A 21690-nucleotide genomic window follows, 5' to 3' on the forward strand; every position below is an offset into this window, starting at 1 on the left:
TGCGCGTCAGGCGCGCAAGCCCTGAATGGCACACAGAAGACAGTTTTAAGCGCTATCGCGGACTCACCCTGACCTGTTAACGTTCAAGGATGACCTGCGGCATTCTTCTAGTTACTCATACCGGTGTCGGCACTTCCCTGCTGGAAGTGACGACCGCCTTGTTGCGGCAACTGCCGCTGAAAACAGAAGCGTTCGAAGTGCCGTTCGACGCCGACCTGGATGCCCTGCTGCCTGCCGCTTCTGCGGCGATGCGGCGGGTGGAAGGTGAAGGCGGCGTGTTGATACTGACCGATCTGTATGGCGCCAGCCCGAGCAATCTTGCCGGCAAACTGGCGCGCCTGGGCACGCCTACCAAGCGCGTATCGGGATTGAGTCTGGCGATGTTGCTGCGGGTAATGAACTATCCGGAACAGGGATTGGACCAACTGCCCGCCACTGCGGCGGCGGGCGCTCGCAATGGAGTCATCACCGACGATGCTTGAACAAGAACTCATGGTTTCCAACCGGCTGGGGCTGCACGCCCGGGCCACCGCCAAACTGGTGCAGGTGCTGTCCGCCTTCCGCTCCAACGCCACGCTTGTGGCCAAGGGCCGCGAGGTCAACGCCAAGAGCATCATGGGCGTGATGTTGCTGGCCGCCGCCCAAGGCACGCCGGTGACGGTGCGCGTGGACGGCGAAGATGAAGCTGCCGCATTGGAGGCAGTTGCCGCACTGTTCGAGCGCCGTTTCGACGAGGACAGCTGATGGCGCAAGCCGCGCACGCAGCTGCAGGCATGCCTAGGAGCTTGCAGTGGTGACTCGTCTAACGGGCTTGCCGGCTTCCCGTGGCTCTGCCTTGGGCCGCGCCCGCGTGCGTCTGCCGCATGTCCAGGACATTGGTGAAAAGCGCGTCGCTGCCGCTGCGGTGGAACACGAGCTCGAACGCCTGCACCGCGCCACCGACGCGGCCCGCCAGGAAATGCGCGAGCTGCGCACCCGCCTGCAAGGTGCATTGCCGTCCGAGGTCGGTGAGTTCCTCGAACTGCACGCCATGCTGCTGGACGACCCTGAACTGCTGACCGGCCTCGACGAGCTGGTACGCAGCAAGCGCTACAGCGCCAGCCATGCCCTGCGCGTGCAACGCGACCGGCTGGCGCAGGTGTTTGAAGGCATGGAAGATGCCTACCTGAAAAGCCGGATGGATGATCTGGACCATGTGATCGGTCGCATCCAGTCCTTCCTGCACAAACGCACCACCACCATGAAGGGGCTGGCCGGCGAAATCCTGGTCTGCGAGAACGTCGCGCCATCGGAACTGGCGCAGCTGCAGGCGCAGGGCGTGGTCGGCATCGTCAGCAGTGCCGGCAGCGTGCTTTCGCACAGCGCCATCCTCGCCCGCAGCCTCCATATGCCGCTGGTGGTGGCCGCAAATGCGGTGCTGCAGAAGGTCAGCGATGGCGACGTACTGATCCTGGACGGCGTCAGCGGCGAGATCGTGGTCGATCCAGCCCCGGACGACCTGCGCCAGTACCGCAGCCGACAACGCGAGCTGGCCCGCGAGCAACGCGAACTAGGCCGCTTGCGGGCAAAGCCCACCCGCACCCTGGATGGTGCGGAGATCACCCTGCTCGCCAACGCCGAATCGCATGACGACGTCGCCCAGGCGCATGCGCTGGGTGCCCGCGGACTGGGCCTGTACCGTACCGAATTCCTGTTCATGCAGCGCAACCAGCTGCCTGACGAAGAAGAGCAGTTCCGCGTCTACCGCGACACCGTGCTGGGCATGAGCGGGCGTCCGGTCACCATCCGCACCCTGGACCTGGGTGCGGACAAGGCCGACCGCACCGGTCTGGTACTCAGCAGTGAAGAAAACCCTGCACTGGGCCTGCGTGGCGTGCGCCTGTCGCTGGCCCGTCCGAAAGTCTCCGACACCCAGCTGCGGGCAATCCTGCGTGCCTCCGGCTACGGCCCGCTGCGCATCCTGGTGCCGATGCTGACCACCCGTGAGGAAATCATGGCGGTACGGCGACGGCTGTCGCGGCTGGCCGCAATCCTGCGCAATGACGGCCATGAGGTGGCGGAGAACATTCCGGTCGGGGCGATGATCGAAGTGCCGGCAGCCGCAATCGCACTGGAAACCTTCATCGACCAGGTCGACTTCCTGTCGATCGGCACCAACGATCTGGTCCAGTACCTGCTGGCCGCCGATCGCAACAATGACGCCGTGGCCGAGCTGTATTCGCCCCTGCATCCGGCCGTGCTGCGGCTGCTGTACCAGGTGATCGAAACCGCGCAGCGGCATGAAACCCCGGTAGCGGTCTGCGGTGAAATGGCAGGTGACGCGCGCATGACAGCCCTGCTGCTGGCCTTGGGACTGACTGAATTCAGTCTGCACCCGGCCACGCTGCTGGAAGTGCGGCGCGCCATCCGTGAAGTGAACCTGGCCGAGCTGCGCCTGCAGGCCCCGCAATTGCTGGCTGCACGCGACCGCCGCGGCATTGAACGCTGGATCACCGGCAGCGCCGGAAACTGATTCCGGGCGCAACGGTTGTATGCAAGCCCGCGCGTCGCACGTGATAATGGCGGGCTAAACACCGCCGTTGGCGCCCAGTCGCCACGGACAGCGGCCATCACCACACCGGGAGCTGCGCATGGCTGAAGCCGTACGCCACGACAAGACCGCACGCCAGCTGCGCCTGCTTTCCGATGCATTGGACAGCGGCCGCCTGGGGCCGGTGCGTCGCCTGGTCAACACCTTGTCGCCAGCCGAGATCGGCAACCTGCTGGAATCGCTGCCACCGGGCAAGCGTGAGGTGGTGTGGGGCTTGGTCGACCCAGAGGACGACGGCGAAGTCTTGGTGCATGTCGGTGAAGACGTGCGCGAAAGCCTGCTGGCAGACATGGACGCGGACGAAATCATCGCCGCGGTCGAAGACCTGGACATCGACGACCTTGCCGATCTGGTCGAGGACCTGCCTGACACAGTCATCGACGAAGTGCTCAAGTCGATGGATCGCGAGAACCGCGAGCGGCTTGAGCAGGTGCTGTCCTACCCGGAAGACACCGCCGGCCGCCTGATGAACCCGGACGTGGTCACCGTGCGCGCCGACGTCAATGTCGACGTGGTGCTGCGCTACCTGCGCCTGCGCGGCGAGCTGCCCGACCACACCGATCACCTGTTCGTGGTCAGCCGTCGCCACCAGTATCTGGGCCGGTTGTCGCTGGCCTCGCTGGTCACCCATGAAGACACCACCCCGATCAACCGCCTGATCGACGACGAACAGCCGGCCATCGACGTGGGCGAAAGCGCCGACGAAGTGGCCCGCCAGTTCTCCGATCATGACTGGGTCTCGGCACCGGTGGTGGATGACAACAACATCCTGATCGGTCGCATCACCATCGATGACGTGGTCGACATCATCCGCGGCCAGGCTGATCACCAGGCACTGGGTGCGGCCGGTCTGGACGAGGACGAAGATCTGTTCAGCCCGGTCTGGCGCGCCATGCGCCGTCGCCTGATGTGGCTGTCGGTCAACCTCTGCACTGCCTTCCTTGCTTCCAGCGTGGTCGGCCATTTCGAGGGCACCATCGACAAACTGGTGGCGCTGGCGGTGTTGATGCCGATTGTCGCCGGCTTGGGCGGCAACGCTGGCACCCAGGTGCTGGCGCTGATGATCCGCGGTCTGGCACTGGGCCAGGTCGGCGCCTCCAATGCCCGCACCCTGCTGTGGAAAGAACTGCGCGTGGCCCTGCTCAACGGCGTGGTACTGGGCACCGTGCTCGGCCTGATCGTGCTGGCATGGTTCCACATGCCTGGACTGTCGCTGGTGATTGCGATCGCGCTGACCTTCAACCTGCTGTTTGCCGCATCCGCCGGTGTACTGGTGCCGTTGACGTTGAAGCGGCTGGGATTCGACCCGGCCCTGGCCAGTGGCATCTTCCTTACTGCGGTCACCGACTCGATGGGCTTCTTCACCTTCCTCGGCCTGGCCACGCTGGTGCTGCTGCACTGATTGCGAAACCGTAGCCCGGGTAAGCGCAAGCGCACCCGGGAGCTCTTCGCGGAAAACCCCGGGTGCGCTCACGCTTACCCGGGCTACACTTCACCGCTCTTTTTTTTGGCCTTACCCATGACCATCACCGTCAACGACTACTACCAGACCGGCTGGCGCGAAGACGTGCACAACTGCCCCGCCTGCGAATGGAAGGGCAGCTCACGGCAGATGGAAATGGAACTGCACGACGAGCAGACCGAATACGCCTGCCCCGAATGCGAGTACCCGCTGCTGGTTGTGCAACACCCGGACCTGGCCCAGGTGCAGGCTGCCGCCGCAGCCGGCAATGAAGAAGCCCAGCAGCAGCTGGCAATCCTGGCGATGGCACCGCGCGGCTGAGCGCCTGCACCGGAGCCCCCTACCGATTCGCCGCGGCTCCGGCTACGCTGGCCTCCACATCGCTGCGGGGGGACGTATGCGTTATCTGCTTTGTATTGCCCTGGCGTTGTCCTGCGCCAACGCACTTGCTGACGAACCCGACGATCCAGTCAGGCTCAGCACCTCACAGATCTACTCACGGCCCGGTGAGCCAGCGCTGGGCAAGGAATTGCGCGCTTCCGTGCAGGAGGCCAATGCCCTGAATCTGAAAGGCGAGCATGACCAGGCCAAAGCCCTGCTGCTCGATGCCGCGCGACAATGTGACGCTTACCGTGCAGCGCCAGGACGACGTTCGCTGAGCTTCCGCAGCCAACGCCAGTACGAGCTTTACCTGCGGGATCACGGCGACGGCGAGCCCATCGACTGGCTGGACAGCGCCTGCGCCAACGTCTACATCCAACTGGGCTACATCGCCGTGGAACTGCGCGATGCAGCACAGGCAATGCAGTGGCTGGACAAGGCCCATGCAACCGCGCCTTATGAGCCCGAAGCACTGACCGAGCGCGGTGCGGCACTGAACATCAGCAAGGATTGGACCGCTGCGCTGAGCACCTACCAGCAGGCATTGGCACTGACCCGCAGCCATCCTGAAGCAGCGTACGCCGAGGCGCTGGCACTACGCGGAACCGGTTACGCCCTGATTGAACTGGGCGATCTGGACGCAGCCCAGAAAGCCTACGAAGACTCGTTGGCGCTGGAGCCCGGCAATAAAGTCGCCGAGAACGAACTCACCTACATCCGCCAGCAACGCAAGCGTCAGGCAGGAAAGCCGTAACAACAGTAGTGCCGAGCCATGCTCGGCAGAGGCTTTCCCGGCAACGCCCAGCCGAGCATGGCTCGGCTCTACAGCGGGGCTACACGCGCAATCCCTACCTGCCTGCAGAAGCTGCACCCAACCTGCAATTCAAGGCGCCACTGGACGATGGGCCCATCGCCCTTCGGCATCCATTTCCAGACAGGTACCCGAGCCGCTCGACGGGCAGGCGTCCACCGCGTGGATCTGCTCCAACGGTACGTCCAGCCGCCATGCCAGACCATGCAGGCCAATGGCATAGAAACGCTGGTCGTCGGCGACATGCACCCACAACGGGGCCTTCAGCTGCTGCGCGGACAACTGCTGCACAGATGCCTCCGCCCAGCGCGCGCGACCGATAAGACCCGGGTGATCCAGCCAGCGCGTTCCAGCCACCGACACCCAGCAGGACACCGCCATCAACACCGCTACCAGCACAGCGACCCGGCGACCCTGCAGCAATCGCGCCAGCACGATGGCGGGCAGGATCGCGGAAATCGCGGCGTAATACTCGTAGCTGTTCCAGACCAGCGGGAAGTAAGGTGTGTAGGCGACAACAGCAAACACCGCCAGCAACCCCCATTGGCGACGATCCAGACGCCGCCATCCGCCCTTGGCTGCAGCCAGCACCCAGCCGAGCACAACCGGCAAGGCAGCCAGCAGCGCCCAGACGGCGCCCTTCAGCAGCTCGCCGGTGGCGATCATTCGCAGCGCCTCACGTGGCACGTTGAGCAACCACGCACCGAACGATGCACCGTTCTTGATCAGGTTGCCGCCATAACCGTAGGCGTACTGCGGCGCAGGAGGCAGCGTGGCTTTCTGCCGCAGCAGCAGCCAGATTCCGCCAAGAACCACGCATGAGATCAGAACCAGCCACTCGCCGCGGCGCATTCGCGCGCCGGTGAACAGACTGCAGATCAGCATCAGCACCGGCATCAGGATCGCCGACTCCTTGCTTAGCAGGGCGACGGCCAGCAGGCCCGGCACCACCACCAGCAACAGCGCGCGCTTGCCTGCGGTCGCGGTGGAGGCAGCCAGCCATGCTGCGAGCAACAGCGTGGTCAACAGCACCAAAAGCGGGCTGTTGGCTGCGGCAACCCAATGCACCGTCAGCAGGCTGACGGCCAATACACCGTACAGACCCGCACTCAAACCCGCCACGGCCCAACGCGCCGGCCAACCGGCAACGCGTGCGATGGTCAGTCCCAGTACGCCAACACCAAGTGCGGCCAGCAACTGCAACACGAGCATGACGGAGTGCGCCACCAGCACGTTGCCACCCATCACACTCTCAACCACGCGCCACCACGCGGTCTGCGACAGCGGCCGCCAGAACAGTTCCGGCTGCACTGGCCAGAAGGTTTCCGACCACGGTTGGCTGGCCAGATTGGCCAAGCGCGCCGCATGCAGGAAGACGTAGTCATCCCCCCAGAACGGAGTCCATAGCGCAGGCACCCAGATCACGGCGGCCAGCACCAGCAACACCAACATCGTCAGCAGGTCCGACCGCACCGGCCCGGCTTTCACATTCGCATCCATACTTGTTGCTCCACGGTGTTGCCTGCAAGCGCAGGTTCATCAGCACTGGCAGGGTCAATGCCCTGCCGCTGCCAACTCAGCCCAACAGGGTTTCCAGCACGGCCATGCGCACGGCGACGCCGTTGGCGACCTGGCGCAATACCCACGACTGCGGACCATCGGCCACTTCGTCAGTGACTTCCACGCCGCGGTTGATCGGACCCGGGTGCAGCACCGCTGCGTCCTTGGCGGCACGCTTCAGGCGTTCGCTGTTGAGGCCGTACTGCGCGTGGTACTGCTCCAGCGATGGCACCAGGCCTTCTTCCATGCGCTCGCGCTGCAGGCGCAGCATCATCAGCGCATCCACGCCTTCCAGCATCGCGTCGAAATCATGGCCGACCACGCAACCATCAAGGATGCCATCCTCCGGCAGCAGCGACTGCGGACCGCAGACGCGGATCTCGCCCACGCCCAAGGTACGCATCGCCTGCAGATCGGTGCGCGCAACGCGCGAATGCTTCACGTCGCCGACGATCACCACTTTCAGCTTGGAGAAATCGCTGCCCTTGGCCTGGCGCAGGGTCAGCATGTCGAGCAGGCCCTGGGTCGGGTGCGCGCTGCGGCCGTCGCCGGCATTGATCAGCGCGGTACCTTCGCCAGCCACGCCAGCCAGTTCGGCCACCGCACCATCATCCGGGTGGCGCACGATGAAGCCGCGCACGCCCATCGCTTCCAGATTCTTCAGCGTGTCGCTGGCGGTCTCGCCCTTGCGCGCGGAAGAGGTGGAAGCATCGAAATTCAGTACGTCAGCACCCAGCCGCTGCGCCGCCAGCTGGAACGAGCTGCGGGTGCGGGTGGAGGGCTCGAAGAACAGGGTGCAAACGCCGGTACCGGCGAGCACCGCGCGCTTGTTGTTGATCCGGCCAACCGCGGCATCGCGGATCTGGCCAGCACGGTCGAGCAGCTGCAGCAGGGTTTCCCGCGGCAACCCATCCAGGGTCAGCAGGTGGCGCAGGCGTCCTTGGGCATCAAGTTGCGAAGCGGTCATGGCAGGGTCTTCGACAGTCAGGAAATAGGGGTGGCTTCATGCGGCGCCGACAACCAGCGCTCGATGATGACGGCGGCGGCAACGGCGTCGAGGTTGGCGGCATCGCGGCGGCGCTTGCGGCCTTCGGCGCGCTCCACGGCGAAGCGCTGCGCCGCCTCGACCGAGCTGGAACGCTCGTCCACCAGCAATACCGGCACCTTGTAGCGCTGCTGCAGCTGCCGGGCAAAGGCGTGCGCGCGCTTGCGGTTGGGCTGGTCTTCGCCTTCCAGGGTGAGCGGATCGCCGACGATCATGCCTTGCGGCCGCCATTCCTTGTGCAGCTTGTCCAGCGCGTTCCAGTCCGGGCCATTGCCATGCACATCGACGACCGCGATCGCACGCGCGCCGACGCCCAGCGAGCTGCCAATGGCAACGCCGATGCGGCGCGAGCCGACATCGAAGCCCAGTACCGTGCTGCTGGTGGAAAGTGTGTTGGACTCAAGCACGGCCGCTGTATCCGGTGACCAGGAACAGATCAACGCCGATGCGCGCGCCGGCCAACTGCCAGCGCTCGTCCAGCGGTGTTTCGAACAGCACGGCAGCGTCGGCGGGCACGGTCAGCCAGCTGTTCTCCGCCAGTTCCTGCTCCAGCTGGCCTTCACTCCAGCCGGCACAGCCGAGCGTGACCAGGGCATTGCGCGGACCTTCGCCACGGGCCATGGCTTCGAGGATGTCGCGGGACGTCGTCAGGTAGAGGCCATCGCCCACCTTCAGGCTGGAATCCCATTCGCGGGCGTCGTCATGGATGACGAAACCGCGTTCGGTGTGTACCGGCCCGCCATTGAGCACCGGCACGGCGCGCAGGTCGCCATCGTCGGTATCGATCGCCATCTGCGCGAACACATCGCCCAGGGTGAAATCGGAGGGCTGGTTGACCACGACGCCCATCGCGCCGTTTTCGTCGTGCTGGCAGATCAAGGCCACGCTACGCGCGAACTGGGGGTCGACCAGCGACGGCAAAGCCACCAGCAGGTGATTGGAAAGAGGTGGTGACAGCGCAGACATGTCTGCATTCTACCGGCTGCGGCTGCCTGACGCCTCGCAGGGGCGATAATCGGCCCTACCTTAACGCGGACACGCCCATGACCTACTACTGTGATTTCGCCCCGGGCCACCCCGTGCACGGGCCGTACCACGAGAACGAGTATGGCTTCCCGCAGCGCGACGAACGCGAACTCTTCGAGCGCCTGCTACTGGAAATCAACCAGGCCGGCTTGAGCTGGGAAACCATCCTGCGCAAGCGCGAAGGCTTCCGCAGCGCCTACAGCGGCTTCGACGTGGACGCGGTGGCAGCCTATGGCGAGGCGGATATCGCCCGCCTGCTGGCCGATGCCGGCATCATCCGCAACCGGCTCAAGGTGGCAGCGGCGATCCACAACGCGCAGGTGATCCAGGGGCTGCGTGCCTCCCATGGCGGCTTCGCCGAATGGCTGGATGCGCATCATCCGCTGACCAAGGCGGATTGGGTGAAGCTGTTCAAGAAGACGTTCCGGTTTACCGGCGGCGAGATCACCGGCGAATTTTTGATGAGCTTGGGCTATCTGCCCGGCGCGCACCGGGAGGATTGCCCGGTGATGGTGAAGATTGCGGCGATTGGGCCGGCTTGGATGGGGCGGTAGGGCCGGGATTCGGGATTGGGGAGAGCTTGAAGCAAAGGCAAAGAGCAGAAGCACCCCTCCCCGGCCCTCCCCTTCGCTGCGCGAAAGGGAGGGGGAAGAGCGGCCTCCCCCTGGATTTCGGCTTCTGCTTCGGCTTCGGCTTTCGCTTTGGCTCGGCCTTGGCCCCTCCCTTTCGCGCAGCGAAGGGGAGGGTTCGGGAGGGGTGCTCTTGATCTTGATCTTGATCTTGATCTCCCCCCCCAAACAAAAAAGCCGCCCCAAAAGGAGCGGCTTTTCAAACAACCAATCCCGCCAGACTCAGCGAACCTCGGCAATCTCCACACCATCCAGACCCTGCGACAAGGTCTTGGCGTCACCGCCCTGCGACAGCTTGATGCGCAGGCGCACTTCGTTCTGCGAATCGGCGTAGCGCAAGGCGTCGTCGTAGCTGATCTCGCCAGCCTGGTACAGCTCGAACAGGCTCTGGTCGAAGGTCTTCATGCCCAGCTGCACGGAATCCTTCATCACTTCCTTGAGCTTGTGCACTTCGCCGTCGCGGATGTAATCCTGCACCAGCGGCGTGCCCAGCAGGATTTCCATCGCCACGCGGCGGCTCTTGCCGTCAGGGGTCGGCACCAGCTGCTGCGCGACCACGCCCTTCAGGTTCAGCGACAGATCCATCAGCAACTGGTTGCGGCGGTCTTCCGGGAAGAAGTTGATGATGCGGTCCATCGCCTGGTTGGCGTTGTTGGCGTGCAGCGTGGCGAGCACCAGGTGGCCGGTTTCGGCAAACGCCACCGCGTGATCCATGCCCTCGCGGGTACGGATTTCGCCGATCATGATCACGTCCGGCGCCTGCCGCAGGGTGTTCTTCAGCGCCGCTTCCCAGCTGTCGGTATCGATGCCGACTTCGCGCTGGGTCACGATGCAGCCTTCGTGCTTGTGCACGAATTCAATCGGGTCTTCGATGGTGATGATGTGGCCGGTCGAGTTCTGGTTGCGGTAGCCAATCATCGCCGCCAGCGAGGTCGACTTGCCGGTGCCGGTGGCGCCGACGAACAGGATGATGCCGCGCTTGGTCATCGCCAGCGTCTTGACCACCGGCGGCAGGTTCAGCTCTTCCACGGTGGGAATGCGCGTCTCGATGCGACGCAGCACCATGCCTACCTGGTTGCGCTGGTAGAAGCAGCTCACACGGAAGCGACCCACGCCGGATACACCGATGGCGAAGTTGCATTCGTGGGTTTTCTCAAACTCCTCGCGCTGCGCCGGCGTCATCACGTTGAGCACCATGTCGCGGCTTTGCTGCGCCGTCAGCGGTGTCTGGGTGATCGGCGACAGCTTGCCGTTGACCTTCATCGACGGCGGCATGCCGGCGGTGATGAAAAGGTCCGACGCCTTCTGGTGCGCCATCAGCTTGAGGAACGAGGTGAAATCAATAGTGCTCATGTCTGGCTCCCGATGGAGAGCCGGGACAGGGCGTGGGATGACCCCATCGCGCCCCGTCGATTCCGGCTTTTGCGAATCCCGAATTCCGAATCTTCAATCCCGAAACCTGGAATTACTCGAACAGACGCTTGTCCTTGGCGTATTCCTTGGCCTGGTTGCGCGTGACCAGGCTGCGCTTGACCAGATCCTGCAGGTTCTGATCCAGCGTCTGCATGCCCACCTGCTGGCCGGTCTGGATGGACGAGTACATCTGCGCCACCTTGTCTTCGCGGATCAGGTTACGGATCGCCGGTGTTGCCACCATGATTTCGTGCGAGGCCACACGGCCGCCGCCGACACGCTTGAGCAGTGCCTGTGAAATCACAGCACGCAGCGACTCGGACAGCATCGAGCGCACCATCGGCTTTTCGCCGGCCGGGAACACGTCGATGATACGGTCGATGGTCTTGGCCGCCGAGCTGGTATGCAGGGTGCCGAACACTAGGTGACCGGTTTCTGCCGCGGTCAGTGCCAGACGAATGGTCTCAAGGTCACGCAATTCGCCGACCAGGATGATGTCCGGGTCTTCACGCAGCGCCGAGCGCAGGGCTTCGTTGAAGCCGTGCGTGTCACGGTGCACTTCGCGCTGGTTGATCAGGCACTTCTGCGAGGTGTGCACGAATTCGATCGGGTCCTCGACGGTGAGGATGTGACCGTATTCGTTCTTGTTGATGTGATCGATCATCGCCGCCAGCGTGGTCGACTTGCCCGAACCGGTCGGGCCGGTGACCAGAATCAGACCCTGCGGCTGCTCGATCAACTCACGGAAGATCGGCGGGCAGGCCAGGTCTTCCAGCGTCAGCACTTCCGAGGGAATGGTACGGAACACCGCACCGGCACCACGGTTCTGGTTGAACGCATTGACACGGAAGCGCGCCAGCGAAGGAATCTCGAACGAGAAGTCGACCTCGAGGAACTCTTCGTAATCACGCCGCTGCTTGTCCGACATGATGTCGTACACCAGCGCGTGCACTTGTTTGTGGTCCAGGGCCGGGATGTTGATGCGACGGACGTCACCGTCCACGCGGATCATCGGCGGCAGGCCGGCGGAAAGATGTAAGTCCGAGGCCTTGTTCTTGACCGAGAACGCCAAAAGTTCAGCGATGTCCATACGCGCTCTGTCCCCTGCGTTGCGAGTATATGTAAGGTGTTTCCCCTGGCAGGCAGTATAAGCCTTCCCACGTAAGAGGTAGATGCTTTGCAAACCGTGTCGTTGGCCACCCTCCGGCAGCAGATCGACGCTGCTTCCAGCCCCTCCCAACCGGTCCGCCTGCTGGCCGTCTCCAAGCTGCAGCCGGCCGCTGCGGTGGCTGGACTGGCCGCCCAAGGACAGCGCGCCTTTGGTGAAAACTATGTGCAGGAGGCGGCCGCCAAGATCGCCGAGCTGGCCGAACTGGGCCTGGAGTGGCACCTGATCGGCCACCTGCAGTCCAACAAGGCCGAGCTGGCCGCCCAGGTCTTCGACTGGGTGCAGACCGTGGACCGGGGCAAACTGGTCAACGCCCTGGCCAAGGGCCGCCCGGCCGCTTTGCCCCCCCTCAATGTGCTGATCCAGGTCAACATCGACGACGAGGACAGCAAGCATGGCTGCACCCCGGAGCAGGTCGCTGCACTGGCCGCGGCCGTCGCCAAGGAGCCACGGCTCTGCCTGCGCGGTCTGATGGCGATCCCCGCCCCGTTCCCGGAAGCGGCCAAACGCCAGGCCGCGTTCGCACGGATGCAGGCCTTGTTTACCGACCTGGCCGCGCAGTACCCGCAGGTCGATACACTTTCGATGGGCATGAGCAGTGACTTTGCCGAAGCCATCGCCGCCGGCTCGACCATGGTCCGGGTCGGCACCGCCTTGTTCGGCCAACGCCCTTCCCCTTGATCGCACCGAGATTGGATTGATGACCAGCAGCCCGAATACAGACCTTCCCGACACTGATGTCGCCTTCATCGGCGGCGGCAACATGGCGCGCAGCCTGATCGCTGGTTTGCTGCGACGCGGCATGGCCGCCAGCCGCATCCATGTTGCCGAGCCGGTCGCCGCCCTGCGCGAGGCGCTGGCGCAGGACTTCGGCGTGCATACCTACAACGCCGCCGAAGCCGCCGCCGCTCATGCCGGGCTGTGGTTGATGGCGGTCAAGCCGCAGGTGATGCGTACCGTCTGCGAGGCCTTGAGTCCCATCGCCGCTGCACAGCAGCCGGTGGTTGCCTCGATCGCCGCCGGCATCACCGCCGCGCAGCTCGAACGCTGGCTGGGTGGCGATCAGGCCATCGTCCGCGCCATGCCCAACACCCCCGCCCTGCTCGGTGCCGGCGTCACCGGCCTGTTCGCCAACCCGCGCGTATCCGCCGCCCAGCGCGCGCAGACCGAGCAGGTGCTTGCCAGCGCTGGCCGCACCGTCTGGATCGAGAACGAAGGACTGATGGACGCGGTGACCGCCGTTTCCGGCAGCGGCCCCGCCTATATCTTCCTGCTCGCCGAGGCGATGGAAGCCGCAGCACTGGAACAAGGCCTGCCGGCAGACGCGGCCCGCACGCTGGTACTGGATACCGTCCTCGGTGCCGCACGCATGCTGACCGAAGCCGGCGAAGCCCCGGCCGAACTGCGCCGCCGCGTCACCTCGCCGGGTGGCACAACCCAGGCCGCTATTGAAACCTTCCAGGCAGGCGGCTTTGAAGCGCTGACGGCGAAGGCCATCGATGCGGCAGCCAAGCGCGGCAAGGAGCTGTCTGCTGCGAACGATTGAGCAGCAAGAACTCTGCAAGGTGCAAGCAATCCCAAGCCCCTCTCCCCTTGTGGGGTGAGAGGGGCAGCTTGCGAACCACCGGTTCGCTGCCCATCGAACCCCCTTGCGCTGGCGCAAGGGCCGGGGCGCGGAGCGGGGGTTCGGGAGAGGGGCAAGGCGAAGCCTTGTAGCTTCTGGACCCTCAGAAAGAAGCCTCTTTCCTACAACCAGCACCACAGCCCAAGGAGCAATCCAACATGCCCCGGTTCGCCCTAACGCTGTCCTCCACCCTGCTGCTCACCCTTGCCGCCTGCTCCGCGGAACCCTCCCCGCGCGCAGCCGTCATCCAACAAGCGCACCCCAGCCACGCCGACCTGGGCAAGCTGCGCGTGCACTACAACCTGCTGCCTACGCTGGCCATGAACGACACCGTCGCCCGCAGCTACCAGGTGCAGCGCGAAGCCGACCGCGCACTGTTGGTGGTTGCACTACGACAACTGGAACAAGGCGAAGAACTCCCAGTCGAAGGCAAGGTACAAGCCATCGCCACCGACCTTTCCGGCAAGCGCCAACAGATTGACTTGCGTGCGGTGCGTACCGGTTCCTATACCGATCTCATCGGTGTGCTCGACGCGCATCCACGCGATCAACTGCGCGTGGATCTGCAGATAAGCGCGGATGCAGGTGCGGGAAACGTTCGCTTCGAGCGGAATTTCTGAATCCCGCCGAAACAATAAGCATCGTCTTGTTTGTTGTTTCAGCGCCGTATTCGCCGTTGCAAATCTCGTTGGAAATGCTGCTTGAAAAGCGCGCATTTCCTTTCCCAATCAATTTGATATGACAGCGCAGCAGCGATCACCTCGCAGCTTGCGAGGTCGTTGCGCGTTGCCCGCACACATCACAAAGTCAAATTGACATGGAATTAACACAAACCATACTGGCCGCCTTTCCAATTCCGCGCAGGCCTCAGAAACGGGGCCTGCGACGGGCAGAGTGACGTCCTTGCCAGTCCACAACTCCCCTACTCCGTTGCTGCAGCTGCAAGGCTGGGGCATGCGCCGTGGCCAACGCACCGTGCTGGCATCGATTGATCTGGACATCAGCGGTACCGGCATCGTGGTGTTGATGGGCCCGGGCGGCACCGGCAAGTCCTCGTTGCTGCAGGCGCTGTCTGGCCAAAGCAACGCCCATGGCGGGCGTTGGGGCACGCTGCTGTTCCAAGGCGCACCGCTGGAAGCGGCAACGCAGCCACCGGTACTGGTGCAACAACACGCACGCGAACTTGGCTTCAGCGTGCTGGAAAACCTCAGCGCTGCGCTCCGCCCGCAATCAGGCAACAAGCCACAGGCATTGCGCGAACAGATCGACACGCGCCTGCAGGCCTTGGGCGCTACCGCCGTGGCCGCACATCTGCAGCAGCGGGTGATCGACCTGCCGCGCGGACTCGCTCGCCAGGTCGCCATCCTGCGCGCCGCCTTCAGCGGTAGCGCGCTGCTGTTGATCGACGAACCCACCAGCGAGCTGGAACCGGCCGAGGCGGAAGCCGTGCTCACGCTGATTGAACGTCTATCCGCCAACCACTGCTGTCTGGTCAGCCTGCACCATCAAGGCCAGGCACGACGTATCGCTTCGCGGGTGATCCTGCTGGCCGGCGGCCATGTGCAGGTTGATGCGCCGGTGGATGCTTTCTTTGCCAATAGCAGGCAGCACCCGGTGCTGGCGCAGTTCCTGCGCACCGGCAGCTGCCATGTGCCCGCGCCGGATGCGCGCGCCGAGGACCTCGCCGATGGTGTCGTCGCACCAGCGCCCGTTGCCATCGCCGAGAAGGTACCAAGCCAGCCTGTCACGCCTGCGGCCGAAGCTTCCATTGCGCGTCCAGCACCGATGCAGACACCAGCGCCGGTCCGCCTGTCTGCCACGCCATCCCGGCGCGGCCCCAACGGCTTCCATTGGCTGGTACCGGGCAAGCTCGCCGGCTGCCCGATGCCCGGCGTGGTATTCGCCATCGATCACGATCTGGCGTTGCTGCGCGGCATGGGCGTCACCGTGCTGGTCAACCTCACCGAACGCGAGATGTCGGCCGAGCGACTGGCTCCCTACGGGCTGCGCAGTTATCACCTGGGCATCGCCGACCGCGGCGCACCGCCCTTGCTATGGGCCAAGCTGCTGCTGGCCAAGATCGAGGTGATGCTGCGCGAAGGCGAAGTCGTCGCCGTGCACTGCCTGGCCGGCCTTGGCCGAACGGGCATGGTGCTGGCCGCGTGGTTGATACGCGAAGGCCTCACCGCCAATGAGGCACTGCGCCGCCTGCGCACGCTGGACCCGGGTTTCGTGCAGTCGCAGGAGCAGGAAGACCTGCTGCATGCACTGGAAGAAAACCTGCTGATCCGCGCCTGCGACTGATCAACCCCTGAGTGATGCCGGGTCGCACTGCGGCCTGCGGGCATCGTTTTTTCTTTTCTCCCCCTTCCGCAAGGATTCCCCCATGTCGCTCGACACCACCCTGCAGCAATCCGTTGCCTCCATCCCCGAATGCGTCGCCGCCGGCTACGTCGATATCAGCTCCGGCATGCTGCTGTCGGTACGCACCGTGGATTCGCATCCGCGCGAAGTGCTGGATCTGGTCGCCGCGGCTACCGCCGATCTGTACCAGGGCCCGAACATCCGCAGCATCGAGCAGATGTTCCGCCGCGCACGCGGCCTGGAAGACCAGGAAGGCGCGCACTATTTCCAGGAAATCATCGTCAACAGCGAAAACCTGATCCATGTCTTCATGCGCGGCAAGCGCTACCCGGATTACGTGATGGTGTTTGTCTGCCGCCGCACCGCCAACCTCGGCATGGTGCTGACCCGCTCACGCCTGGCGATGCCGCTGATCGAAGCGGAAATCTGATCCATCCGGGCCACGCACTGTGACCCGGGCAGCAGGCACTGCTGGCGTCTCGTCCGATACCCGGCAGCTTGCCGATACCGTCTCGCAACGCTAGCCCACGCGTTGCGGGCCTTCGCCGCGCTGCCCCAGCACATCCTGCGGATTCAGCAGGCCGCAGCGCTTCAGCGACAGACAGCCGCAGCCGATGCAATCGCTGAGCTGGTCACGCATGAACTGCAGCGTTGCGATGCGCTCGTCCAGTTCCTTGCGCCAGCGCGCGGACATCTTCGCCCAGTCAGCCTTTGTGGGTGCGCGCCCTTCCGGCAGTTCGGCCAGGCGCTCGGCCACCGCCTGCAGCGGCATGCCCACGCGTTGTGCGGCCTGGATCAGCGCCAGCCGGCGCAGCACATCACTCTGGAACCTTCGCTGATTACCGGCAGTACGCTGGCTGTGGATCAGTCCCTTGCGCTCATAGAAGTGCAAGGCCGACACCGCAACACCGCTGCGCCGGGCCACTTCACCTACACTCAATTCCCGCGTGGACATCACTTGACCTCAACCATGGTTGAGGTGTGATGCTGCACGCCCCCCAGCCGCAACTCAAGCAGCAGCGTCGCATCATGAGTTCCCAAAGCATCGCCTCGGCCCCACCGGCCAGCACCTCCATCCTCGCCCCGCAATACCGTGCCACCACCTTCGGCATGGTCGCGCTGATCTCGCTGATCGCCTTCGAAGCGCTGGCCGTGGCGGCCGCCATGCCGAGCGTGGCGCAGGCCTTGGACGGGCTGCGCCTGTACGCGCTGGCCTTCGGCGGCGCACTGGCCACCAGCGTGATCGGCATGACCTTGGCTGGCCGCATGTGCGACCAGCAAGGTCCGGCGCGACCGCTGTGGCTGGGCCTGGGCAGCTTCCTGATTGGCCTGCTGCTGGCCGGCTTGGCGCCGCGCATGGATGTACTGATCATCGGCCGCCTGTTGCAGGGCGTCGGCATCGGCGCGATCTCGGTGTCGCTGTATGTGCTGGTGGCGCGCACCTATCCGGAAGCGCTGCGGCCGAAAGTGTTCGCAGCCTTCTCCGCCGGTTGGGTGGTGCCCTCGCTGATCGGCCCCGGCCTGAGTGGCCTGATCGTGCAGCACCTGAGCTGGCGCTGGGTCTTCCTCATCGTGCCGGTGTTGGCCTTGCCGGCGGCGTGGCTGCTGTTGCCGGCCTTGCGCAGTACCCAAACCAGCATCCGTCGCGATGTCGAGCAGCGGCCAGTGGTGCGCTGGGCGATAGGCACCGCGCTGGCCGCACTGTTGCTCTACGTCGGCGGACAGCTGCAAGGCGTGCAGGCGCTGGCGGTGATGACGGTGGCAGTGATTGCACTGATCTTCTGTGCGCGTCATCTGCTACCCAGCGGCAGCCTGCTGCTGCGCCGCGGCCTGCCCAGCGTGATTGCCTTGCGTGGCATTGCCGCCTCGGCCTTCTTTGGCGCCGAGGCCTTCCTGCCACTGCTGCTGCAGCGCGAGCGCGACCTGTCGCCGCTGTGGGCCGGCGCAGCGCTCAGCCTGGGTGCGCTGGGCTGGTTCTCCGGCTCGTGGATGCAAGGCCACCAGCATTTCGGTTGGCGCCGTACGCACATGCTGCAGGCTGGCACCTGGCTGATGCTGGCCGGCCTGCTGATCACCGTGCTTACCCTGTATCCAGGCGTGCCTTTGATGCTGGCGCTTGCCGGCTGGGCGCTTACCGGGCTGGGCATGGGCCTGATCTACCCCAGCCTGTCGGTGCTGACCTTGTCGCTGTCAGCGCCGCACGAGCAAGGTGCCAACAGCTCGGCCTTGCAGCTGAGCGAAGGCATCGCGGTCGCCTCGACGCTGGCGATCTCCGGCTCGCTGTTTGCCGCAACCGTTGGCGGCAATGAAACCAGCGGCTATCTGCTGTGCTTCGCGGTGACGCTGCTGTTGGCCGGATTGGCAACCGTGGTTGGTCGCCGCATCAGCTAAGCAGCGCTCGATCACGCAGCTCAGCAATCTCCTGCGTCGCAGCTCTGCGCGAGGATCTCCGGCTTGATCCTTTGCCCGGGCTACACGCAGCCCGGCACAGGCTCAGTGCGCAGCGTCCACGCCTTCCACTTCCAGCAGGTCCTGGCGCAGGATGCGGCGCACTTCCAGCACCGCTTCCGGTGTTTCCTGCACGCTGTGGCCGGACACGATCACCTTCTCCGACAGCGCGCCATCCAGATGCGCGCTCCAGTACGGCACCAGCCCATCGTCGGACTGCGGGGTCGGCACCTCGGCTTTGCGCTTGGCGATGATGGAGTGGTACTTCAGGCCCGGTTGGATCGGCAGCGCCGAGGACGCCTCGATGAAGGGATCGCTGGCCTTGAGGTTCTCGATGCTGTTGGTGATCACCGGTTCCTTGGGCTTCTTGCCATCGGTTTCGCCCGGGTCCTGCAGCGCCATGAAGGCATCGCCAAAGGCGCCAAGAATCGTCAGCGGCAAGCGCACCAGCCTGCCGATCAAACGGCCAAGCCGGTTGCCAGCCGCATCCGTGCCCTTATGCGGTGAAGCGAGGAAAATCGCCCGCTCCACGTTCGGCTGCGGGGTGAAGTGCAGCACCGGCCCAAGCTTGGCTTCCACCCGCGCCAGCCGCTCGCCCTGCAGGTTGTAGCGCTGGCGGGTGTTCTCCCACAGCACATCGCCCGAGTCACTGAGCATCAAGCGTGCGATCACGCCGCCCATGCTGTGGCCGATGAAGACCATGTCGTGCGATGCCGGCGCCGTGCCCTTGGGATCGAAGTGATGCAGCGTGCTGTTGAAGGCCTTGCTGATGGTGTAACGGTTCAAGGCGATCGGCGCATTGGTCGGGTAATACACCGACCACACCTGGTAATGCTCGCGCATCTCCTCGTCACCCATGATCTCGTTGGCCAGGTTCACCCAGGCCTCCGGGCTGCTGGCCAGGCCGTGCAGCATGAAGATGATGCGCTTGTTCGGATCGTAGGGCTGCATCAGGTAGATATGCGGCTCGCGGATGCCTTCGCCACGGCCGAACAAGGTGCGCAGTGACTCGGTGGCGAACCCGGACTGGGCCAGCCACAGCCCATAGGCGGCGGTGAAATTGGCCGCCAACGGCACTTCCTGCCCGCGCATCTGGATGCTGCTGAGGTCCGGCGAATAGGCCTCCAACTGCACCTGCCGGGTTGCCAGTATTTCTTCCAGCGTATTGCCGCTGAAGTTCAGCACGGCGGTCACGTTGACCGCAGGCATCTCGCTGTAGACCGGCAGGTCCTGCTTGCGCTCTTCCACTTCAATCGCCTGCGCCAGCGTGGGCGCCTCCATCATCGCCACCAGCTCGGCACCAAAGCCATCGCGACGGTAGGAGCTGCGTAGCCCCGCAAAGCTCACCGAGGATGCGGCCACCAGCTGCCTGGGCACGCCTTCGAGCTTGAGCTGGTCGAACTTCGCACTGATGGTCCACTCGTCCACCCGCACCGGCAGGTTGATGTCCTCGCCTTCCAACGCACGCGCACGGGTGCGCTGGAACACCACCGACGCGGCCTGCTCGGTGGCGTAGTTGTAGTAATCCCGCACCTGGGTAAGCCGGTCTTCCAAAGCGCGCTGCGCCGGGCTGCGACCGCTGAAGAACAGGTACAGATAGGAGTAGCGCGCGGTTTCCAGCCAGGCATTCAAGGCCGCCGGCGGCAACTCGATGGGCTCATTGCCCTTGGCCTTGGGGGTGAGCGCCAAGGCTTCCTGCATCCACAGCTCGGCCAGCGTAGACAGGCGCTGCTCGGACTGCAGGCCGTCATTGGTGGTCACCGTTTGCCGACAAGTGGGTAGATCCTTGCTGCAATCACTTTCGGTCAAGCCAATGACCGACAGCGACTCCTGCGACAAGGCACTGAGCTTGCCGGTGCTGAGGATGTCGCCACGCTTGAGCATCACATAATCGGTGTTGCTCACCGCTTTCATCTTCACCATGGCGCAGCCGCTGGACAGCAGCAGCGCCAGTACCGCGACCACCGGCAACAACCGGCGTATCCATGTCTGCGGGGTGTGGGTCATGGGTTGGTTCCTGGTGCGGGAATGCCGGGTACGCCTGCGCGTATCCGGGAAGAGAAATCAGCCACATCGCCCGCTTCGCGTGCACGCAGCGTTATACGCCCCGATTGTTGCAGAGTCGCCAGCGACACGCCCGGGGTCAGCCCACCGACGTCGGCGGCGTACTCGGCCAGATAACCGGAGGCCAGCAGGCGGTAATCCAGCGGCAGATTGGGCTGGATGCGGCGCATCAGCTCGAACACCACCGTGGTGCAGTTGCTGGTCAGCGTGTTGTAGAAACGCGGCGCCTGTTTCAGCTGCTGCGCGCGGTCCACGTAGAAGCGCAGCAGATCGCGCATCTTGTCCGGGCTCAGCCCATGCAGGCGGTACAGATAGACATCCTCGCCACGCACGTTACTGCGCGTCAGCACGATGTCGCGCTCATCCGAGGCCACCAGCACCGCCTCGAACTTGCGGAAGAACCCACCCAACGCCGAGAACGACTCGCCTTGCTCCTTGCGGATCTCCAACGAGAACACCAGTTGGCGGCCATCGGCGAAACCGAACGACACCAGCGTGTGCGCAATCGCCGGCCCCATCCAATAGGACAGGATCATGTCCACCGACTGTACCTGCGACAGATCGTACTCACGCGCTTCCCAGCGCACGTCGTGGTCGGTCTCGGTACGCCAATGGAAGTTGCGCACGTTGTCGATGATCAGGCGGTCACCCTCGATGCGCGCATGCAGCGGCTGCGCCACGTCATCGGCCCAGGCCCGGTCCTGCTGCGGGTCGATCGTCGCCCACCAGATCAGCATCACCGCGAACAAGGCACCGAACACCGCCAGCGAATGCCAGCGCCGCAGCGGCCCGAAGCCCGCGCGGATCGCCCAGATGCTGGGCACGCACCAGACCAGGATCGCCACGACCTTGGCCACCACATTGCCGGGGAACTGGTACCACAGCGCGAACCCGCCCCAGATACCGATGCACAGACACAGGAACGCCAACAGGACCCGACCGACGCCACGCACAACACTGCCCAGACGCCGCTTCCCTACATTTGCCACTTCACTCTCCTGAAAGACCCAACAGCCCCGCAAGCGCACCGCGCCAGGCCGGAACCACCGCGAAATGAATGGGTCGCCAGCGACCCGCGGCAAAGATAGCCTGCCGGGCGCGGAAA

22 protein-coding genes are annotated in these 21690 nt (G+C 64.6%); 13 read left to right on the plus strand and 9 right to left on the minus strand.

Translation table 11 applies throughout. The features are described from left to right. Positions 1-89: 89 nt before the first annotated feature. From AC13FW_RS11050 to AC13FW_RS11075, 6 genes are all read left to right on the plus strand, one after another. Positions 90-482 carry a PTS sugar transporter subunit IIA gene (locus AC13FW_RS11050; protein ID WP_282267870.1) on the plus strand — a complete coding sequence of 131 codons (393 nt, stop codon included), beginning with the start codon at positions 90-92 and terminating at the stop codon, positions 480-482. Then, positions 475-744, plus strand: a complete 270-nt coding sequence (locus tag AC13FW_RS11055; protein WP_282267872.1) for an HPr family phosphocarrier protein — start codon at positions 475-477, stop codon at positions 742-744. Before AC13FW_RS11050 ends, AC13FW_RS11055 begins: the two co-directional genes overlap by 8 nt. Before the next feature lie 46 nt (positions 745-790). After that, positions 791-2512: a phosphoenolpyruvate--protein phosphotransferase gene (gene ptsP / locus AC13FW_RS11060; RefSeq protein ID WP_296251020.1), complete on the plus strand. Its 1722-nt coding sequence runs from the start codon at positions 791-793 to the stop codon at positions 2510-2512. Positions 2513-2630: 118 nt separating this feature from the next. Continuing rightward, complete coding sequence (mgtE, locus tag AC13FW_RS11065; protein WP_282267877.1) at positions 2631-3992, plus strand: magnesium transporter; 1362 nt, start codon at positions 2631-2633, stop codon at positions 3990-3992. A 117-nt stretch (positions 3993-4109) separates the two neighbouring features. After that, positions 4110-4373, plus strand: coding sequence for a hypothetical protein (locus tag AC13FW_RS11070; protein WP_482989080.1), 264 nt, complete (start codon positions 4110-4112; stop codon positions 4371-4373). A 76-nt stretch (positions 4374-4449) separates the two neighbouring features. After that, positions 4450-5187: a hypothetical protein gene (locus AC13FW_RS11075; RefSeq protein ID WP_482989081.1), complete on the plus strand. Its 738-nt coding sequence runs from the start codon at positions 4450-4452 to the stop codon at positions 5185-5187. A gap of 129 nt (positions 5188-5316) precedes the next feature. Here AC13FW_RS11075 and AC13FW_RS11080 read toward each other — a convergent pair whose 3' ends face one another. From AC13FW_RS11080 to AC13FW_RS11095, 4 genes are all read right to left on the minus strand, one after another. Further along, on the minus strand, positions 5317-6744 hold the full coding sequence (locus tag AC13FW_RS11080) for a hypothetical protein (protein ID WP_482989082.1): 1428 nt from the start codon (positions 6742-6744) through the stop codon (positions 5317-5319). A 76-nt stretch (positions 6745-6820) separates the two neighbouring features. Then, positions 6821-7771: an aspartate carbamoyltransferase catalytic subunit gene (locus tag AC13FW_RS11085; protein ID WP_282268494.1), complete on the minus strand. Its 951-nt coding sequence runs from the start codon at positions 7769-7771 to the stop codon at positions 6821-6823. Between the two features lie 17 nt (positions 7772-7788). Then, the gene (gene ruvX, locus AC13FW_RS11090) at positions 7789-8256 is read right to left on the minus strand and encodes a Holliday junction resolvase RuvX (RefSeq protein ID WP_296251643.1); all 468 of its coding nucleotides are present in this window, start codon (positions 8254-8256) and stop codon (positions 7789-7791) included. After that, entirely contained in the window at positions 8249-8815 is a 567-nt protein-coding gene (locus AC13FW_RS11095) for a YqgE/AlgH family protein (RefSeq protein ID WP_296251645.1), read from the minus strand. The genes ruvX and AC13FW_RS11095 overlap by 8 nt, the downstream gene beginning before the upstream one ends. A 77-nt stretch (positions 8816-8892) precedes the next feature. Here AC13FW_RS11095 and AC13FW_RS11100 point away from each other — a divergent pair, with 77 nt between their 5' ends. Continuing rightward, positions 8893-9429 carry a DNA-3-methyladenine glycosylase I gene (locus tag AC13FW_RS11100; protein WP_482989083.1) on the plus strand — a complete coding sequence of 179 codons (537 nt, stop codon included), beginning with the start codon at positions 8893-8895 and terminating at the stop codon, positions 9427-9429. A 297-nt stretch (positions 9430-9726) separates the two neighbouring features. On the opposite strand, the gene AC13FW_RS11105 is transcribed toward AC13FW_RS11100, so the two are convergent. After that, positions 9727-10857, minus strand: coding sequence for a PilT/PilU family type 4a pilus ATPase (locus AC13FW_RS11105; protein ID WP_482989084.1), 1131 nt, complete (start codon positions 10855-10857; stop codon positions 9727-9729). A gap of 112 nt (positions 10858-10969) precedes the next feature. Then, positions 10970-12007 (minus strand): type IV pilus twitching motility protein PilT, encoded by a 1038-nt coding sequence (locus AC13FW_RS11110; protein ID WP_296251652.1) that lies wholly within the window; start codon positions 12005-12007, stop codon positions 10970-10972. Between the two features lie 96 nt (positions 12008-12103). On the opposite strand from AC13FW_RS11110, the gene AC13FW_RS11115 reads away from it, so the two are divergent. The 5 genes from AC13FW_RS11115 (at position 12104) to AC13FW_RS11135 (ending at position 16503) form a co-directional block, all read left to right on the plus strand. Further along, positions 12104-12766: a YggS family pyridoxal phosphate-dependent enzyme gene (locus tag AC13FW_RS11115; RefSeq protein WP_282268507.1), complete on the plus strand. Its 663-nt coding sequence runs from the start codon at positions 12104-12106 to the stop codon at positions 12764-12766. 19 nt (positions 12767-12785) lie between these two features. Beyond that, positions 12786-13631, plus strand: coding sequence for a pyrroline-5-carboxylate reductase (proC, locus tag AC13FW_RS11120; protein WP_296251655.1), 846 nt, complete (start codon positions 12786-12788; stop codon positions 13629-13631). A 236-nt stretch (positions 13632-13867) separates the two neighbouring features. Next, a complete protein-coding gene (locus AC13FW_RS11125) occupies positions 13868-14329 on the plus strand; it encodes a DUF4426 domain-containing protein (protein WP_482989085.1) in 462 nt (153 codons plus the stop codon). 334 nt (positions 14330-14663) lie between these two features. Continuing rightward, positions 14664-16013: a phosphatase domain-containing putative toxin gene (locus AC13FW_RS11130; RefSeq protein WP_482989086.1), complete on the plus strand. Its 1350-nt coding sequence runs from the start codon at positions 14664-14666 to the stop codon at positions 16011-16013. Between the two features lie 82 nt (positions 16014-16095). Next, a complete protein-coding gene (locus tag AC13FW_RS11135) occupies positions 16096-16503 on the plus strand; it encodes a hypothetical protein (protein ID WP_282268515.1) in 408 nt (135 codons plus the stop codon). A gap of 90 nt (positions 16504-16593) precedes the next feature. On the opposite strand, the gene soxR is transcribed toward AC13FW_RS11135, so the two are convergent. Beyond that, positions 16594-17028 (minus strand): redox-sensitive transcriptional activator SoxR, encoded by a 435-nt coding sequence (gene soxR, locus AC13FW_RS11140; protein ID WP_282268518.1) that lies wholly within the window; start codon positions 17026-17028, stop codon positions 16594-16596. 74 nt (positions 17029-17102) lie between these two features. Here soxR and AC13FW_RS11145 point away from each other — a divergent pair, with 74 nt between their 5' ends. Then, on the plus strand, positions 17103-18464 hold the full coding sequence (locus AC13FW_RS11145) for an MFS transporter (protein WP_296251663.1): 1362 nt from the start codon (positions 17103-17105) through the stop codon (positions 18462-18464). Positions 18465-18566: 102 nt separating this feature from the next. Here AC13FW_RS11145 and AC13FW_RS11150 read toward each other — a convergent pair whose 3' ends face one another. Then, a complete protein-coding gene (locus AC13FW_RS11150; RefSeq protein WP_482989087.1) occupies positions 18567-20528 on the minus strand; it encodes an esterase/lipase family protein in 1962 nt (653 codons plus the stop codon). Next, complete coding sequence (locus AC13FW_RS11155; RefSeq protein WP_482989102.1) at positions 20525-21538, minus strand: Lnb N-terminal periplasmic domain-containing protein; 1014 nt, start codon at positions 21536-21538, stop codon at positions 20525-20527. The genes AC13FW_RS11150 and AC13FW_RS11155 overlap by 4 nt, the downstream gene beginning before the upstream one ends. Positions 21539-21690 lie beyond the last annotated feature (152 nt).

Source organism: Stenotrophomonas sp. 21LCFQ19, from assembly GCF_056861425.1.